The organism is Gorillibacterium massiliense (genome assembly GCF_000455485.1).
GTDB lineage: Bacteria > Bacillota > Bacilli > Paenibacillales > NBRC-103111 > Gorillibacterium > Gorillibacterium massiliense.
This window is the reverse complement of record NZ_CBQR020000146.1, coordinates 65,917-83,835: the sequence shown is the minus strand read 5'-3', so window position 1 is coordinate 83,835 and position 17,919 is coordinate 65,917. Positions and strand designations below refer to the sequence as shown.

General features: G+C 52.2%; 14 protein-coding genes. 2 read left to right on the top strand and 12 right to left on the bottom strand.

Going from position 1 to position 17,919, the window contains the following annotated elements:
* Positions 1-152: 152 nt before the first annotated feature.
* From hydF to TJ79_RS19835, 12 genes are all read right to left on the bottom strand, one after another.
* Entirely contained in the window at positions 153-1,412 is a 1,260-nt protein-coding gene (hydF, locus tag TJ79_RS19885; protein ID WP_040952089.1) for a [FeFe] hydrogenase H-cluster maturation GTPase HydF, read from the bottom strand.
* Positions 1,413-1,441: 29 nt separating this feature from the next.
* Positions 1,442-1,588 (bottom strand): hypothetical protein, encoded by a 147-nt coding sequence (locus tag TJ79_RS28250; protein WP_238323083.1) that lies wholly within the window; start codon positions 1,586-1,588, stop codon positions 1,442-1,444.
* Between the two features lie 28 nt (positions 1,589-1,616).
* On the bottom strand, positions 1,617-3,047 hold the full coding sequence (locus tag TJ79_RS19880) for an aspartate ammonia-lyase (protein WP_040952088.1): 1,431 nt from the start codon (positions 3,045-3,047) through the stop codon (positions 1,617-1,619).
* Between the two features lie 53 nt (positions 3,048-3,100).
* On the bottom strand, positions 3,101-4,519 hold the full coding sequence (gene hydG / locus TJ79_RS19875) for a [FeFe] hydrogenase H-cluster radical SAM maturase HydG (RefSeq protein ID WP_040952087.1): 1,419 nt from the start codon (positions 4,517-4,519) through the stop codon (positions 3,101-3,103).
* A gap of 141 nt (positions 4,520-4,660) precedes the next feature.
* Positions 4,661-6,397: an NADH-dependent [FeFe] hydrogenase, group A6 gene (locus tag TJ79_RS19870; RefSeq protein WP_040952086.1), complete on the bottom strand. Its 1,737-nt coding sequence runs from the start codon at positions 6,395-6,397 to the stop codon at positions 4,661-4,663.
* Positions 6,398-6,414: 17 nt separating this feature from the next.
* Positions 6,415-8,295, bottom strand: coding sequence for an NADH-quinone oxidoreductase subunit NuoF (gene nuoF, locus TJ79_RS19865; protein WP_081757027.1), 1,881 nt, complete (start codon positions 8,293-8,295; stop codon positions 6,415-6,417).
* A 31-nt stretch (positions 8,296-8,326) separates the two neighbouring features.
* Positions 8,327-8,839, bottom strand: a complete 513-nt coding sequence (gene nuoE, locus TJ79_RS19860; protein ID WP_040952085.1) for an NADH-quinone oxidoreductase subunit NuoE — start codon at positions 8,837-8,839, stop codon at positions 8,327-8,329.
* A 262-nt stretch (positions 8,840-9,101) separates the two neighbouring features.
* A complete protein-coding gene (locus TJ79_RS19855; protein WP_040952084.1) occupies positions 9,102-11,393 on the bottom strand; it encodes a thiamine pyrophosphate-dependent enzyme in 2,292 nt (763 codons plus the stop codon).
* A gap of 21 nt (positions 11,394-11,414) precedes the next feature.
* A complete protein-coding gene (locus tag TJ79_RS19850) occupies positions 11,415-12,413 on the bottom strand; it encodes a 2-oxoacid:acceptor oxidoreductase family protein (RefSeq protein WP_040952083.1) in 999 nt (332 codons plus the stop codon).
* A gap of 168 nt (positions 12,414-12,581) precedes the next feature.
* Positions 12,582-13,634: a [FeFe] hydrogenase H-cluster radical SAM maturase HydE gene (gene hydE / locus TJ79_RS19845; protein ID WP_040952082.1), complete on the bottom strand. Its 1,053-nt coding sequence runs from the start codon at positions 13,632-13,634 to the stop codon at positions 12,582-12,584.
* A 527-nt stretch (positions 13,635-14,161) separates the two neighbouring features.
* A complete protein-coding gene (locus TJ79_RS19840) occupies positions 14,162-15,610 on the bottom strand; it encodes an LCP family protein (RefSeq protein ID WP_052339782.1) in 1,449 nt (482 codons plus the stop codon).
* A gap of 208 nt (positions 15,611-15,818) precedes the next feature.
* The gene (locus TJ79_RS19835) at positions 15,819-17,177 is read right to left on the bottom strand and encodes a TcaA NTF2-like domain-containing protein (protein WP_040952081.1); all 1,359 of its coding nucleotides are present in this window, start codon (positions 17,175-17,177) and stop codon (positions 15,819-15,821) included.
* A gap of 200 nt (positions 17,178-17,377) precedes the next feature.
* Here TJ79_RS19835 and TJ79_RS19830 point away from each other — a divergent pair, with 200 nt between their 5' ends.
* Positions 17,378-17,698: a hypothetical protein gene (locus TJ79_RS19830; RefSeq protein ID WP_155987967.1), complete on the top strand. Its 321-nt coding sequence runs from the start codon at positions 17,378-17,380 to the stop codon at positions 17,696-17,698.
* A 13-nt stretch (positions 17,699-17,711) separates the two neighbouring features.
* Complete coding sequence (locus TJ79_RS28245; RefSeq protein ID WP_238323082.1) at positions 17,712-17,903, top strand: hypothetical protein; 192 nt, start codon at positions 17,712-17,714, stop codon at positions 17,901-17,903.
* The last annotated feature ends 16 nt before the right edge of the window (positions 17,904-17,919 follow it).

Below are 17,919 nucleotides of genomic sequence, written 5' to 3'. Positions count from 1 at the left end.
TTCTTCTGTCCTATACTAGTTATTCGAATAAGGGTAGACAAACGTTACAAATTTCAACCTGTCATAATAAAAAAAAATCCGACCGGGAAAAGACATCTTGTTCCCGAACCGGATTGCTGAACGATGATTTATTGTTTTTGGCCGTAATCAGCTTATAAGACTCCGCTTTCTTCCCACGCCAGCCGCGCTAGCGGAAAAGGCGAGATGGCCCGTTCCAAAATGCCCTGAACATGGGCGATAGCTACGCCATAATTGACAATGGGCACTCCTGCTTCTTCCGCCTGTTCGATACGCCACAGCATCTGCCTGCGGTTCAGCATGCAGCCGCCACAGTGTACGATTAACGAATAGTCGCGCACATTGTCCGGAAATTTCATCCCGTTGGCGAAGTCGAACTGGATTTGCTTGCCCGTCGCTTGCAGAATCCAGCGGGGGATTTTCACCTTGCCGATGTCGTCAGGCTGTTGGTGGTGCGTACATGATTCCGCGATCAGCACTTTGTCGCCGTCCTTCAACCCATCGATGGCTCGGGCGCCCCGAACCAATTGCTCCAAGTCTCCCTTGTGACGTGCAAATAAAATGGAGAAGGAGGTTAGCGGGATATCTTTCGGAGTATCCGCCGCTACCTTGAGGAATACCTGAGAATCGGTAATGACCATCCGCGGCTTGCGGCCCAAGCTTTCCAGGGTCTGGCGCAGCTCATGCTCCTTGGTGACGACAGAAATGGCGTCACTCTCGAGAATATCCCGAATCACCTGCTGCTGAGGCAATATCAACCGCCCCTTAGGCGCGGCTTTATCGATAGGTACGACCAGCACTACCAGATCACCGGGAGAGAGAAGATCGCCAACGATGCGGAATTTGTCTTCCTCGTCCGGCACCGCTTGGGTGATGGCTTTTTTCAACTCAGAGATGCCCTGCTGTCCGACTGCCGCGGATACCGGAATCGGCAACAGGTTCAGTTCTTCTTTTGCTGCAACTGCCAACTGTTTCAGCGACTCCTCGCTTCCATGAGGCAGAAGGTCGATTTTGTTCAGCACGGCAATGGCGGGAATGGACTTGCTGCGAAGCTTGTCAGCAATGTCCCGGTCAAAGGCGGTCACACCCACGGTGGAATCTATAATCAACAAAGCCATATCCGTTTTGTTCAGCACTTCATAGGTTTTCTGTTTGCGCAGCTCGCCCAGCTCGCCTTCATCGTCCAGCCCCGCGGTGTCGATTAATACGACCGGACCGATAGGCAAAAGCTCCATCGCCTTATAGACCGGGTCTGTCGTTGTCCCCAGCACCGGGGAAACGACAGCGATGTCCTGTTTGACGATGGCATTGATGACGCTGGACTTGCCGGCATTCCGGCGTCCGAATAAAGCGATATGAAGCCGGTTGGAGCGTGGCGTTTCATTCATGCTCATGGGGACTCCTCCTGAACTTAAAATCTTGGCTATTGCGTAGTCAGAACTGCGGACAATTTAAACTTCCGGTCGCTGTTGTTTTCCGATTTCTTGATTAGAGCCATATGTTGAATGGAGAAATCCGAAAACAAAGGCGAACGCTGACGCTCCTCCAGTTCAAATTTCCTCCGTTCCATTAACGGCAATCCACTAATAAGTTCAATTTCATTGCTTGCCGCTGGCGCCGGAACCGCCGGGTATGCCGGGCTTCGTCACTTGATACGGGTTCAAAATATCCGCGATGCGCTCTTCCGGAAGCAGCTCTTCCCGGGAAAGTACCTCCCGCACCGTGCGGTGTTCCTGCTGCGCTTTGACGGCGATCTCGGCGCTCTTCTCGTAGCCGATGTGGCCGATAAGCGCAGTTGCCAGCACCGAGGAACGCTCCAAATGTTCCCGGCAACGTTCGGCGTCGATGACGATGCCGCGGATGCCGCGGGTATCCAAGAGCTCGACAGCGCCAGCCAGAATCTCAAGAGATTCCAGCAGCGACTCGGCGATCAGCGGCACGAAGGCATTCAGCTCCAACTGTCCGGCTCCCGCAGCCATCGTGATAGCCGTATCGTTGGCGATCACCCGCATAGCGGCCTGGGCGGCCATCTCCGCCATCACCGGGTTGACTTTGCCCGGCATGATGGAGGACCCAGCTTGAACAGCGGGCAGCGTCAGCTCGCCAAGACCCCCGGCCGGACCGCTGGCCAAAAGCCGCAAATCACCGGTAAGCTTAAGCAAATTGACCGCCGCCGCCTTCAGGAGGCCGGATACCTCCACGAAAACGTCCATGTTTTGCGTCGGATCCATAGGAAACTCGCTGCGGGCGATCCCGTACCCCGTCAGCTCCTGGAGAATATCAGTGACATAAAAAACGTATTTTTGCGGCGCATTCATACCGGTGCCGATGGCTGTGCCGCCAATGTTCGTTTCCCGTAGGCGTTCTTCCGCCTTGTACAACCGCCAGCGGTCCCTGGCGATGGCTTTGGCGTAAGCGCCAAAGCCTTGCCCAGCCATCATCGGCAGAGCATCCATCAGCTCGGTCCGTCCCAGCTTCAGGACGCCGGCGAATTCCTGTTCCTTCTCTTGCAGCGCCTCTTGCAGCGTTGCAAACGCCTGGCTCACCCGCCGCAAAAGCCCGATTGCCGCGATTCTGAGTGCCGTCGGATAGACGTCGTTGGTGGATTGGGCGCAGTTTACATGATCCAACGGGTGCACCTGCTTGTACTCGCCCCTCCGTCCGCCTAGAAACTCCTCCGCCCGGTTGGCAATCACTTCGTTCACGTTCATATTGGTAGAAGTCCCGGCCCCGCCTTGCAGAGCGTCCACCGGAAATTGATCGGCAAAATGTCCCGATAGCGCCTCATCGCAAGCCGCGATGATGGCATCCGCGGTCTCCGCCGGATAGGTGCGGATTTTCCGATGCGCCATGGCAGCCGCTTTTTTCACGATCAAAAGCCCCTGAAGAAGCTGTCGGTTAAAAGGTCTCCCACTCACGGGAAAATTGGCGAGGGCCCGAGTCGTATGGATGCCGTAATAGACATCCGAATCCACCTCAAGGGTGCCAAGAGCATCGTGTTCGATCCGGTGTTTTCCGTCTTCGCGCATAAACCGATCTCTCCCAAATTTCACTAGTGAACGACGGCTTTGCCGTCTCTTCATTAAAACCGCAGATCCCGTTCGCCTTTTTCCAAACGAGCCAAACGATCAACCGTCGCTTTGCGGGCGGCTTCCTTCGGAATATCCTCCAACCCTTTGCGGATGATTTCCTCGCCTAGCCGTTTCGTCTCTTCATCGGCGTAATCCAGCAAATATTCTTTAAAAGTCAAAAGTGAATTCGGCTGGCAAATGTTGTGAATCTGCCCCGTTTTGGCCAAACGCATGAACCGGTCGCCGGTGCGGCCTTCCCGGTAGCACGCCGTGCAGTAACTGGGCACATAACCGTCTTGACACAACCCTCGAATGATTTCCTGAGGCGAACGATGGTCACCTACTTCAAATTGGGGCTTCTCTTTTTCCCGCGATTCATCCTGGGTTTCCATATAGCCGCCAACACCTGTGCAAGAACCGGCGCTGATTTGCGAGATGCCCAGCTTGATCACTTCATCCCGGAAAACGGGCTCCTCCCGAGTGGAGAGAATCATTCCGGCGTAAGGAACAGCCAGCCGCAATACGGCGACGATCCGTTTGAAATCGTCGTCTTTTACCATGTGGGGGTACTTTTCCAGCGTCACGCCCTCAGCAGGGCGCAAACGCGGCACGGAGACGGTATGGGGGCCGACGCCGAAGCGCTCCTCCAAATGCTCCGCATGCATGAGCATGGCTACCGTATCGTATTTGTGGTCGTACAGCCCGTAAAGGACGCCGACGCCGACATCATCAAGGCCGCCCATTTGCGCCCGGTCCATGGCCGTCGTGTGCCAGTCGTAATCATGCTTCGGCCCTTTGACGTGGAGCTTCCGGTAAGTGGGGCGATGATAGGTTTCTTGGAACAGGATGTAAGTCCCTACCTCAGCTTCATGCAATTTCTTGTAATCTTCCACCGTCGTAGCAGCGATATTGATATTGACCCGACGGATGCTGCCGTTATCCACTTTTACGGAGTAAACAGTACGGATCGCTTCCAAAACATAATCGATCGAGCAGTTTTGCGGGTCCTCGCCGGCTTCCAACACCAGCCGTTTATGACCGAGTTCTTGCAACACGCGAACTTCGTCCGCCAGTTCACCCATGCTGAGTTTTCTGCGGAAAAAATCTTCGTTAGAGTGCTTGTAGCCGCAATACTCACAATCGTTGACGCAATAATTACTGATATATAAAGGCGCAAATAAAACAATGCGGTTGCCGTATATTCTCTCTTTGATCATTCGAGCCGTCTTGAACAATTCTTCTAAAACCTCATGATCCTGGGCATTCAAAAGAACCGCTGCTTCCCGGTGGGACAGTCCTTTGCAGCTTTTTGCTTTTTCCAGCAGGCCTTTCACATAAACCGAATCCTTTGCCAGCTCCTCAGCCGCTTCCAAACTGCTTAAAATCTCCTCGTCGTCAATAAACGCTGCTTCTTCCCATCCTTCTCTCATGTCGCTTTCCCTCCTCGTGTCAAAAGAGCCTGTATGATCTGCTCTTCAGATATGCCTATCCGTATTGCCCATCGGTATGAAAAAAAGCGCCGGCGGAAAAATGAAAATCGGACTTTCCAACCGGCGCCAAGTCAACAGCTACTATTTTTTCGAACGATCGATATAGTGGGTATGCAGGAGCTCGTGAGCCAGATGGCTGTTCGGCTTGCCCAGAAACTCTTCATAGATGGTTTTAATATAAGGGTTAAGATGTGACTTGCGAACCGGCAGATCCTTGTCTTCGTCGTAGATTGATTTCGCCCGTTCTGCCTTCACGTTGATCATTTCCGATGTCTTGGCGTCGACGATCGGTTGACCCCCGCCGGTGATGCAGCCGCCAGGGCAGGCCATCACTTCGATAAACTCATAAGCTTTTTCGCCTCTCTCGATGGCTTCCATCAGCTTGCGGGCATTGCCTAGGCCGTGGACAACGGCGGTACGGATTTTCCGGCCGTCCGGCAGCTCGATGACGTTTTCTTTAATCCCATCCATGCCGCGTACTGCGGTATATTCGATGGTGTTCAGTTCTTTTCCTGCAATCACTTCGAACACCGTCCGCAGAGCGGCTTCCGCTACACCGCCGGTTGCGCCGAAGATGACGCCAGCGCCGGAGCCTTCGCCCATCGGGTGATCGAAAGTATCGCCCTTCAGGTTGCGGAAGTCGATGCCGGCTTCCTTGATCATCATGGCCAGCTCGCGGGTGGTCAGAACGTAATCGACATCCTGCATTTCTTCGTGGGAGAGTTCATTCCGTTGGCCTTCGAACTTCTTCGCCGTACAAGGCATGATGGAAACCGTAACGATCTTCTTCGGATCAACGCCCATTTTTTCTGCAAAATAGGTCTTGATCATCGCGCCTTCCATTTGATGCGGCGATTTGCAGCTGGAGAGATTATCGAGTTGGCTCGGGAAGTTGTGCTCGACGAACTTCACCCAACCCGGACAACAGGAAGTCATCAAAGGCAGAGTGCCGCCGCCGTTCAGTCGGTGGATCAACTCGGTGCCTTCCTCCATAATCGTCAAGTCGGCAGCAAAGTTGGTATCGAACACTTTGTCGAAGCCCAGCTTGCGCAGAGCGGAAACCATTTTGCCCGTAACGCGGGTTCCTACCGGATAGCCGAATTCTTCGCCCAAGGCAACACGGACAGCCGGAGCCGTTTGAACGACGACGAACTGATCAGGGTTCGCGATGGCTTTCCAAACGTCGTTGATGTTCTCGATTTCGTGAAGGGCACCTACTGGGCAAGCCATGATGCACTGGCCGCAGTTTACGCATTCCGAATCGTTCAGAGAACGGCCGAAAGCCGGACCAACGGTGGTATCAAAACCACGCTTAGAGAAGCCGATGGCGTGAACCGATTGAATGTTGCCGCAAGCGCCGATACAGCGGCCGCACAGGATGCACTTGGATGCGTCCCGGGCGATGGAAGGGGACGTGTAGTCCACTGCCGTTTTGGATTTGCCGCCGGTATAACGGATTTCGCGGATATTGAGATCATTAGAAACGGCTTGCAGCTCGCAATTGCCGCTGCGGGTACAGCTGAGACATTCCCGCTCGTGATCGGAAAGCAGAAGCTCGACGACGACTTTGCGGGCATCGCGAACTTTTTTCGTATTGGTTTGGATCTTCATGCCCTCTTCCGCTTTCAGCGTACAGGAAGCAACCATCCTGGGTCCCATTTCCACGACGCAGACGCGGCAGCTGGAGGAGCAGTTAACACCCTTCATATAACATAAGGAAGGAACTTGAATGCCAAGTTCGCGGGCAGCTTCGAGAACGGTGGTGCCTTGTGGTACTTCCGTTTCAATGCCGTCAATCGTAAGTTTTACCGTGTCCATCTTCATCACTCCTATCCTCACACCTTCGCGATAGCTTTGAACTTACACACATCGAAGCAGACTCCGCATTTAATGCAGGTGGCTTGATCGATGACAAACGGTTCTTTCACTTTTCCGCTGATGGCATCATTCGGGCACTTCCGGGAACACAGGCTGCAGCCGGTACAAAGCGCCGAATCGATCTCGTACGAAATGAGCGATTTACATACGGTAGCCGGACATTTCTTCTCGGCGATGTGCGCCATGTATTCGTTGCGGAAATATTTCAAGGTTGATAGCACCGGATTGGGAGCCGTTTGGCCCAGGCCGCAAAGGGAAGCGGCTTTGATTTGTATAGACAAATTCTCCAGCTTATCCAGATCCTCTATGGTGCCTTTGCCCTCGGTGATTTTATCGAGAATCTCTAGAAGGCGCTTCGTACCGACACGGCACGGTGTACACTTGCCACAGGACTCGTCGCGGGTGAAATCCAGATAGAACCGGGCGACGTCCACCATGCAGGTGTCTTCGTCCATGACGATCATCCCGCCGGAGCCCATCATCGAACCGAGGCTGACTAAGGTATCATAGTCGATGGTGCGGTCCAGATGCTCTTCCGTGAGACAGCCGCCGGAAGGTCCGCCGGTTTGCACGGCTTTGAACTTTTTGCCGTTCGGAATGCCGCCGCCGATTTCAAAAATAACCTCGCGCAGCGTTATCCCCATAGGTACTTCCACGAGACCGGTATTAACGACTTTGCCGCCCAAGGCGAAAACCTTCGTACCTTCCGATTTCTCGGTACCGATGGAAGAATACCAGTCGGCGCCTTGGAGAATGATCATCGGAATATTGGCGTAGGTTTCCACGTTGTTGATGACGGAGGGTTGACCCCACAAGCCTTCAACCGCCGGGAAGGGAGGCTTCGGATTCGGCATGCCGCGGCGGCCTTCGATGGAGTTCATCAACGCCGTTTCTTCGCCGCAAACGAAAGCTCCTGCGCCGAGACGGACGTCGATGTCGAACTTAAAGCCGGTATTCATGATGTTATCGCCCAACAGACCGTATTCCCGCGCCTGTCTGATCGCTTTCATGAAGCGCTGTACTGCGATGGGATACTCGGCCCGCACATAAACGAAGCCTTGGTTTGCTCCGATGGCGTAACCGCCGATGATCATCGCTTCGATGACGCTGTGAGGGTCACCTTCCAGGATCGAACGGTCCATGAACGCGCCTGGATCGCCTTCGTCGGCGTTACAGATCATGTACTTCACTTCTTTATCCTGCTTGGCTGCGAACTCCCACTTCATCCCCGTCGGGAAACCGCCGCCGCCCCGGCCGCGCAGTCCCGACTTTTTCATTTCGTCGATGACTTGCTGGCGGGACATGGTCATGAGCACCTTGCCCAGCGCTTTGTACCCGTCGCGGGCGATATATTCGTCAATGCGCTCCGGATCGATAACGCCGCAGTTGCGGAGGGCGATGCGGACTTGCTTTTTGTAGAAACCGGTTTCTTCGAACTTCTGAATTTCGCCGTCTACGATAGCTTTGTCATAGATGAGGCGCTGCACGGGTTTGCCGTTCAGCAGGTGGGATTCCACCACTTCCGGAATATCCTTGACGCTGACGCGGCTGTAAAAGACCCCCTCGGGGTACACGATGACGACAGGTCCCAGTTCGCACAAACCGAAACAACCGGTACGGACGACTTCTACCCGATCTTCAATGCCGTGGTTGGCGATTTCCTGCTCCAGGGATGCGATGATTTTGTTGGAATCCGAGGACGTACACCCGGTACCTCCGCATACCATCACCGATCTCATGCCAATGGAGCTGCTGCCGATGCTGGCTGTGCTCTGCCGGTTGTTCAGCCGATCCTGGGTCAGGGTCTTGATCGCTTCCAGATCCGTTAAAAGCTTCATGCCTATACCTCCCGTTATGCTGACGCGCGCGTCATTTGTACTCTTTCAAAATTTTCGGAACATCGTTTGGGGTCAAGCGGCCGTAAACCTTTTCCCCGATGGTGAGCACCGGTGCCAAACCGCAGGCGCCAAGGCAACGGGTTGCATCCAGAGTGAACTTGTTGTCCGCCGTCGTGCCGTTAACCGGGACGTTCAATTCTTGGCTCAGGCGGTCGAGCAGGCCTTGGGCTCCTTTGATGTAACAGGCGGTACCCATGCAGACGCGGATAACATGTTCACCCTTAGGCGTCAGGGAGAAGAACGAATAAAACGTCGCAACTCCATAGATTTCCGCCAAGGACATCTTCAGTTCAGCGGATACGAGTTTCAGCACGTCCTCCGGAAGATAACCGTAAATGTCCTGAACCTCGTGGAGGACTGGAATAAGCGCCCCTTTCAGCCCCTTCAGATTCTCGATTGCGGCTTTGACTTTCTCCAGCTTTTCGTCCGTCTTCTCCCCGCCGCAGCAGCAGGTGGATGGTTGTGCCGTTTGCTGATCTGCCATCGAAATAGCTCCTTTCTGTTCTTGCCTCCCCTGCCACTTGTGAACAATTTCACATTGGTTTGGACGATGAATCGATTCACAATCCAATCGTTGTGAAGTTTTCCACAAAAACATTCGTCGGGAGGATATCTCTTCGTATTGAGATTGATTTTCATTGATAACGGGAAAGGCCGGCGGCCGCAACCGCCGGCCTTAATAGACCCGTCAATCATCTGAAACCTTGCATGTAATTAAAAGCTTCTTTGCAGATAAGCTTAGAAACTTAAAGCTCCGGATTTTCGTGCTTTGCTTTCAATCTTCTCCAGCGGCGTTCTACTTCGCTTTCGAAGGCTTTCAGCATTTCTTCTTCTTTCAGCAGGTGCTTCGTTTTACCCATTTGCTTCAGCCAATCCGTAACCGGTTTGCGTTTGCCTTTAGCTTCCGGATCGTAAGTAATGTTGGTAATGCCGTTTTCGATTTCATACAGCGGGAAGAAACAGGAATCGACAGCAGTTTGCACGATGTTGGTGCCGAGAGCATCGTCGGCTTTCCAGTTCAGCGGGCAAGAGCACAGCATTTTGCCGTAAGCCATGCCGACATTGTTGGCGTACCATTGAGCCTTAGCCGCTTTTTGCAGCAAGTCTTGGGCGTTGCTTTCAGCTGCGGTGAAGACGTAAGGAACGTTACATGCTGCCATGATTTGCGGCGTATCCTTGTGATGGCCACCTTTGCCCTTTTGAGCTTTTCCTACGCCGGAGGTGCTGGTCATGTGACCGGCCGGAGTAGAATAAGACAATTGGGAACCGGTGTTCATGTAGCCTTCGTTATCGTATTCGAGAATGATCATTTTATGGTTGCGTAGAGCGGAGCCGATAGCAGCGCCCATACCGATGTCCATACCGCCGTCACCGGATACCATGACGAAGGTGATGTCGTCGGAAATTTGTACTTCACCGCGGCGTTTCAGCTCCAAGAAGGCTTCCACTGCACCGGCTACCGTTGCCGCGCCGTTTTGGAACAGGTTGTGGATGAAGGTTTGCTTATGAGACGAATACGGATAGCTGGCCGTTGTGACATATGCGCAGCCCGTTTGCATCAAGAGAACAACGTCGCCTTCAATGCCCTTCAGGAAGAGCTCGATGCCGGACAGAGCGCCGCAGCCGGGACATGCGCCGTGGCCGGTGGACAGACGGTGCGGTTTAGAGGTCAATTGACGCAGCGGAGGCAGTTTTACCTTCACTTTGCCGGTTTCTTCGTCCGGGGTTACGGTGATCAAACCGGTACGGTAGTCGTCACCATGCAGCGGTTCAAGCACGGAAGGCAGTACTGTTTCTGCGGTGCCCGGGTTTTGGCCGTAATAGTCGAAGGGAACTTCGGCATAACCTTTTTCGGCAGCGTCGATGGTCAGCTGGAAGAAAGCTTCTGCGTCATCGGCATAGAAGTCTTTGCCGCCGAGACCGAATACGCGGCTAAGGACGATGGTTTTGTTGTCTTTATCCACTTGCAATGCGGAACGCAGCTCGTGAGTCAGGTTCGCGCCCTTGCCGCCGTAGGAGTCAGCACGTTCGCCGACAAGAACGGCTTTCACGTTTTTCAGCGCCTTGCGGAGCTGTTCAGCCGGGAACGGACGGATGATGTTCGGACGAACAAGACCGGCCTTCACGCCTTTTGCCCGCAGACGGTCAACGACGTCTTTCGCGGATTCGCCAGCGGAGTTGAGCAGGAACAGAGCGACTTCCGCGTCTTCCATGCAGTACAGATCCAGAACCGGATATTCGCGACCGGACAAGAGAGCGTACTCGCGGGCTACTTGCTCATACACTTCCCCAGCCTTCTCGATGGCTTCGGAGAGTTGATAGTGGTTGTTCAGCAGATCGTCGCCGCCCATGTGCGCGCCGATGGTTACCGGATGAGCTGGGTCGGAAACGTTCGGGAAGTTCATATTCGGGTTCGGACCTACGAAACCTTGAACCACTTTATTGTCTTTGAAGTATTGCACTTTGCGTTTTTGGTGAGAGGTGAAGAAACCGTCGTAAGCGACGATAACCGGCAGACGAACATCGGAGTGCTCGGCGATTTTCAGTGCCATGATGTTCATATCATATACGGCTTGAGCGGTAGGCGCAGTCAGGATGACCCAACCGGTATTCAAAGCATAGTACAAGTCGGAGTGGTCGCCGCGGATATCAAGAGGACCGCTCACAGCCCGGGTAACCAGGTTAAGCACCATTGGGAAACGGGTACCGGATTGAGTCGGAAGCTGTTCCAGCATGTACAGGAAGCCTTGGGAGCTGGTGGCGTTGACGACGCGGGCACCAGCGGCAGCAGCGCCGTAACAAATACCGGCGGAGCCGTGTTCACCGTCAGCAGCGATCAGCTTGATGTCGTGCAAACCACGAGTTTTCATTTGATCCAAATATTGAGCGACTTCCGTGGAAGGCGTGATCGGGAAGTAACCCATAATGTGATAGTTGATCTGGGCGGCGGCGGTGGCAGCCATTTCGTTGCCGGACTCAAAGGTCGTGACTTGCTCTGCCGAAGTTACCGTCTCCAGTTGATTTTCAATAACAGCCATTTCTAGCATCCTCCCTTCGAATTAACGTTTTCCAAAGAATTGGGCTACGCGGTTTTGTTCGGCAAAACCGACTTCTTCACGCTTGGTGCTGAGTGCGTTCGTAGGACAAACATCTACGCATTTCAGACAGCCTTTGCAATATTGATAATCGATGCCGCGCAAGAACTGTTGCTTGCGGCCGCGCTTGTCTTCGCCTTCTTCCCAAACGAAGCAGAAATCCGGGCAGATGGCGTCGCAGTTGGCGCAGTGGATACAGGTTTCGGTGTTGAGCTCAGGAAGGAAGCCTTGGCGGGAACCGCTCAGGTCCTTCATGAGGCTGTTGCCGGTGTTGAGAATGACGCCGCCCAAAGGCTGGGTAGCGTACCCGTATGCCGGAAGCGGGCGTTTAAAGGCTTTGCCCTCGGCGCCTTCCGGAACTTCATAGGTTTTGAACTTCACTTCATTATAGCCACGGTCAAAGGTGCGCAGGTTCGGCTCAACCAGGTGCGGATATTTCTTCTCAAAGGTGCTGCGGATGACGGAGCGCATGGCTTCGGGGTCGAGAAAATCACAGATGCGGAACATAGCGCCCAGCATAGAGGTGTTGACCTTGGTCTTCTCTTCAACGGCGATCCCCATGGCATCGACGATGGCAAGTGTGCCATATTCCATCTTCAAATCCCGCCGCACTTCATCAAAATCCCGAGTGGTGTTGACCAGTACAACCCCGTCTGCGGGAAGTCCGCTGACGACGTTGACCGTCTTGTAGAGCGCTTCGTGGAACACGGCTACTAAATGGGGTTCTTCAATCGGACTGTGGTCGCGAATATCGACATTCGGATCGCACAAGCGGACGAAGCTCTTCACCGGGGTACCTTTCTTCTCCGAACCGTAGGAAGAGAAGTTGGAAGCGTTCAGGCCAAGGCCCAGCGCACCGGTTTCGGCAAGCATTTTGCCGGCCAGGTTGGCTCCGAGACCGCCGATGGACTCAAGGCGAATTTCGAAAAAGCCCAGCGAGTTCTTCTTCGGTAAAATAGACATCTGTAATCCTCCTTCGTATAAATGAATCCATTCCGATTTCCCGAAACCTCGATAATATGGGAAAAAGGACGAATTGAAACCTGGTGGACAGAATAAGTGAAAGTTTTCACAAGTGGATTTACCTAAATATCAGACGGACGCATCAGCCTGCCGTATCAACCGAATTCCTTATGCTACCGGGCTCGGATAACTGCAATGATCCCCTCTTCCGAGGTCGATGCGGTAGCCGGATGAAACGATTCTCATTTCGATACAGTGTCGACAGTGGGCGGATTCATCGCCGGTGCAGATCTTGTTTTCATAAAGAGCGTACTTCTCGCGAACCGATAATGGTGACAAAATCGGCATCACCACATTAGCCCCTGCAGATAAAGCCTTCTCTCTTCCGATCGGATCGAGAGTGCCCATAGCAGTTGTCGCCGGCATGAGCGCATCAGGAACAAAGAGCCTTGCCATCGCGATCATAACCAGCGTATCCTCCACCGTTCCTCCAGTCGCTTCTCGCAAAGGAGTAGCGCTATGAGGAATGAAGGGTCCGATGCCGATCATTTCCGGATGCAAATCCTTCAAGAACAGAAGATCTTCGGCTAGGTGTTCCAACGTTTGTCCGGGAAGGCCGACCATAAAGCCTGCCCCTACCTGATAACCAATCCGCTTTAGTGTATGAAGGCATTCGATGCGGTTATCATAGGACATGCTGGGATGAAGCGATTCATACAGAGACCGCGATGCCGTTTCATGCCTGAGCAAAAAACGATCGGCACCTGCCTCATACAACTTGCGGTAAAATTCCTCGTCCCTCTCCCCGATGGAAAGAGTGACCGCCGAATCGGGAAACCGCCTCTTGATTTCCTGAATGATGCGGGTAAGAATCCGGCTGGTAAAAGTGAAATCTTCGCCGCTTTGTAAAACAAAAGAACGATATCCTAAAGCGTAGCCTTCTTCGCAGCACATCAGGATTTCGTCTTCCGTCAACCGATAACGATCTACTTTTGGATTGGATTTACGCAAGCCGCAGTACATACAGTCACGCCGGCAGTAATTGGAAAATTCAATCAAACCGCGCATGTAAACGCTTTTACTATAATGTAGCTGCCGTGTTTCATCTGCCATTCGAAACAGACGGGTTTTGGTTTCCGCCGTAAGATGACTCAGAAAATGGACGATTTCCTCCTTATTCAGGAAGTTTTGCTCGCCAAGCTTGCTCAATAAGTCTCCCATGGTGTCCCTCCTCTCAAGCCGGTTAGAGATAGGCCAAGTCAGGAAAGAAAAGTCCGTGCTTTTCCCATCTCATATTACAACAAAAGCGTTTTCTTTCATGTGAAGTCAATCACTTCATGGAAAATTCTATGTATTACTTCTTTCTTTTTGCCATTTCTCGATTCAACCCCCATTTAGCCGCTGCATCAGCATATAAAACAGAATAGTACAGATGAAAAAACACACATCATAACAGCCACCCTGACGCGCATTGGCATACCAAACAACTCCCCATCTTTTTATAACAGTTCGCTCTGCCAAGCCCAACTTCAGATCACCTAAATTCTTCTATATCATGCTCTTATCTGGATCCAAATCAATCATATGGCTTCAAAATCCAAGAGCGAGTGATGAAATTCATTCTCATGATGGGCGAAAGATGACCTTTCCAGGATAAAGTTCGACCGATTTCTTTTCTAAAAAATAAAAGAAGACCAGAGCTCTTGCTTCTGGTCTTCCCGTTCAATTTACGTATTGCCGGTAGTCGATTACTTGCCCCCATTCGCTCCTGTTGAAGCGCCTGTTGAAGGTTGCGTGTTTTGCTGCGTAGCCGGCGAAGGTGTCGGAGTTGCCGCTGGTACAGTTGGAGTGGGTGTTGATGGCGGAGTTGCTGAATTCGATCCCGTCGGGCTGGGCTGAACGCCGGCATCCGGCGTAGAAGTCGCAGGAGACGTTGCCGTTTCGCCGTCTTGATCCTCCGGTTCATTAGCCGGGGTTGGATCCGGCGTTGCCGTTGGTTGCTTCACTTCCGCACCCTTGCCTCGATTCGGAGTCGTGGTTGAATCCGCCAGTTGCTTTTTACCGCCGCTTTTACTGGAGGAAGATGAGCCAGAGTTGCCGATCCCGCTGGATGCGACCATACTTCCGCTTTTACTGCCGGATACGTTGACGTTGGCAGCCAGTACTTCATTATGATTATTGGCATCGGCGAGAAGAGGCAAACCGAGACGAGCACGGATACCATCCACCGCTTTCACCAAATCCTCTTCCTTCGGTACGACATATGGGCTGATCCAGTCACCGACAAGCGCGGTAGATTCCATCGTATTGGGCTTCAGCTTGCGGAAGGACTTGATCCAGTCGTGAATTTGCGACACGGGAATATCCGTCCGCACATTTTCACCGGCGATATCCAGCAGGCCTCCCCACTTCGTAATGCCGCCGAGGGAGGTCATCTTGTCGAGCAGCTCGCTCAGCACAGCCTGCTGCCGGTCATTGCGGGCAAAGTCGGAGGACTCCGCGGTACCCATGTTGGACTTCCGGTAACGCACGAAATCAAGAGCGTTTTTGCCGTCAAGCTTTTGAATGCCGGCTTTCAAATCGATATTCGTTCCGTCCTCGTTGTCCACGTATCTCATGTCCATGTCGACGTCTACGGTTACGCCGCCCAGTTCGTCGACCACATCGCGGAAGCCTTTAAAGTCAATGACCGCCATGTAGTCGATGGGAATCTGAAACATATCGGAAAACAATTCTTTCGTCTTCGTGATTGCCGTATCTTTATCTTGCGCATAGAAATGAGAATAGTAATAGTTGATTTTGTGCGGAGTGATATCTTTCGTATTCAACCGAAGATCCCGTGGCAAGGACAACATAGTAGCGGTCTGGGTCTTCGGGTCAAGGGCGACGATCATCATGACGTCGGTGTTCATGGAATTATTCGCTCCGTCATTGCGGTTATCCACCGCCGTTAGCAGAAACGTGACCGGTTTGGTGATACCCGGATTGCCATCATCCGTGTTGTTGCCGCTTGCGGAAGCGGAGTTGCTCGACGGATTCTCGTGAGTACCCATTTTATCGATAGCCGAATTAGCTTTATGATAAAGGACGGCCGCATAAATACCGCTGCCAACAAACACGGTTATAAGAATTGCGCCAAGCGCAATGAGAATATTGCGACGGTAGGACGGTTTCTTAACTCTTCTATTCCTTCTCATGTTGGATATTCATCCCTCACAGTCTTCTATAAATTCATCATCCCATTGTACCTGCATAAGGGGATGGTTTTGCTTAAAAAAGTGTGAACATTTCATGATATTTTCCAGATCCCCTCCATTTGTTGCCTCAGCCTCTGAAGCTGCCTCTGAATCATTCTGAAAATAGACGCCGCAGCCGCAGATTTAGTTGCATTTTCGAGGATTCCTGTTATTTCAAAAATTTCTCCAGCTTGACCCAACGCATGCTCCCATCCGATTCTTCCTGCAAAGTGGCAGTGCTGTTCAACTCGACTTGATCGGTCTTTCCTTTGGAATCACGGGTAAGCTTCACCTTGAAATGGACGACCCAACGGTTATCCTGATTTGTCTCCTCACCGAAACGGACATCCTGCAGGCTTACCCTATACAATATGCCGTTGGCGTAGGTTTTTTTCACGAGGCTTGACATATGTGCATAAAGCTTGGGCTCCAGGTTTAAGCGAGAGTCTAATTGATTCGGGTCGCCAGACTTAACGGCATCGATAAACGTGTTCAAAAAGCGATAAATAGCCGCCTCGGCTTGCGGGTTCGTGTTGTTCACGTCTCCAAGCTCGAAAGGTATTTTTGTATGAAGCATTTGCCGGGGCAGCATATCCTGATCGGAGATTTGATTAACGTCCTGCACAATGATTTTATGCGGTTCAGCTCCCGGTTTATTTTCCACGATAAACAGCCCGGTCTCACCATAGTCAGGCAGCTGCGCCAACGCCTCATCCTCGGACACAGCCCCGCTTGGCTTCGAATACACGAGATATTTCCCGTCAGCAGTAAGATTCGGATAAAACAGATATTTTCCGATGGTTTCCAGTTTTTTCATATCCGGATCATATCGATAGGCTTCATGATTATTCGTTAGCAATATCGTATGAGGAGGGTACCATTGGGAGATATAAAAGGAACAATTCCGCTCAGACAAATCCTTACCGATTTTCACGTGATCGATAATAGCGTTTTTGGCCAGATCATAAATAAGCAAATATTTGACGTGATCCGCGTCCTCGCCCTGATAGGCGAATTGGCTGCGGTCGGGAGAATAAATCATGCGGTATAAGCTGCCTTTTACCTGATCATTTAAATCCAAGTGCAGGGTAGAAATCGTTCCATCCTTCTGACGGTAGGTTTCCGGTTCTCCATATGCATGAAAAATAACCGGCCCCATGCTGGTTTGAAAGGCTTCGGCTTCCGCTTCCGTCATAATCCTCCTGGCCGCCAAATCATAATAGAGGGATTGCACCCCGCCATCCGACGGTTTACTGCCATAAAACACCTTGCTGCCATCATCGGATATCTTCTGGGGGTAGAGGGAGCCCGCCCCTTTCACGTCAATCACCTTACGGTCGAAAGCGCTGACTGGGACTACGGTCTCTTTGCCTTCGACAGCATCGCTTATATTGATGAAAAAATGCTGATCATTAGCGGTGAACCACAGCCAATCCTTATATGCCTTCTTATCCTCCACTGACCCGCAACTTGACGCCAGCAAGACGAGAAACAGCAGGACCAGACAAGCGCATACGGTCTTCTTCACTCTTTTCATCCCTTCTTACTAGGGCGCCAGTAAAAGCTAAATAACTAACCCATATTATGTAATTTATAGTATAATTTTAGGTTTGTATAGATATATGACGCCTACCGTGACAAGAAAGATGCAGCAATTTTTGTATTTTTTGATAAAAGCTCGCATTCGGGACACTCTAAGAGAAACTCCATGAGGAAAGGGTGCTCGCGGTGACGTACTCGAACAACCCCCAACAAACAACCAGCTATCAACAATTTCAGCAACAGCTAGAGGAAAACCGTAAAATGCAGATGCAGCAAGCCCAAGCCGCCATTGCAAAAACAGGGGCAGACAATTTCTCCAGCCAAGTGCGGCAGGTCATTCTCAAGCTGCAAAATCTGCGGGACGAGCTGCAACAATCCCAAAACCAGTTGGAATCGCAAATGGACGCCAGCCGCCGACAATTGCAGCGAAACCAGGATTCCATCGGTCAAATCGAGCAGCAGCTGAGCGACCTCTTCCTTTCCGGAACGAAGACCCACATCCAATAACATGCACAACACGATGAAGCGACTGTTCGCGGCGATGTTTGCCCTCATGCTGATGGTATCAGCCATCGGGTGCAGTTACCGTGGCGGAGAAACTGGCATTAAACCCCGATCCGGAAACGATAATCGGATGCTATCCACGCCGATCCCTCCCAATATGGGGCGGGAAGGAGTGAACGTGCGACTCCATGGAAATGGCAGCAGTTAGCGGAATCCATCCGATG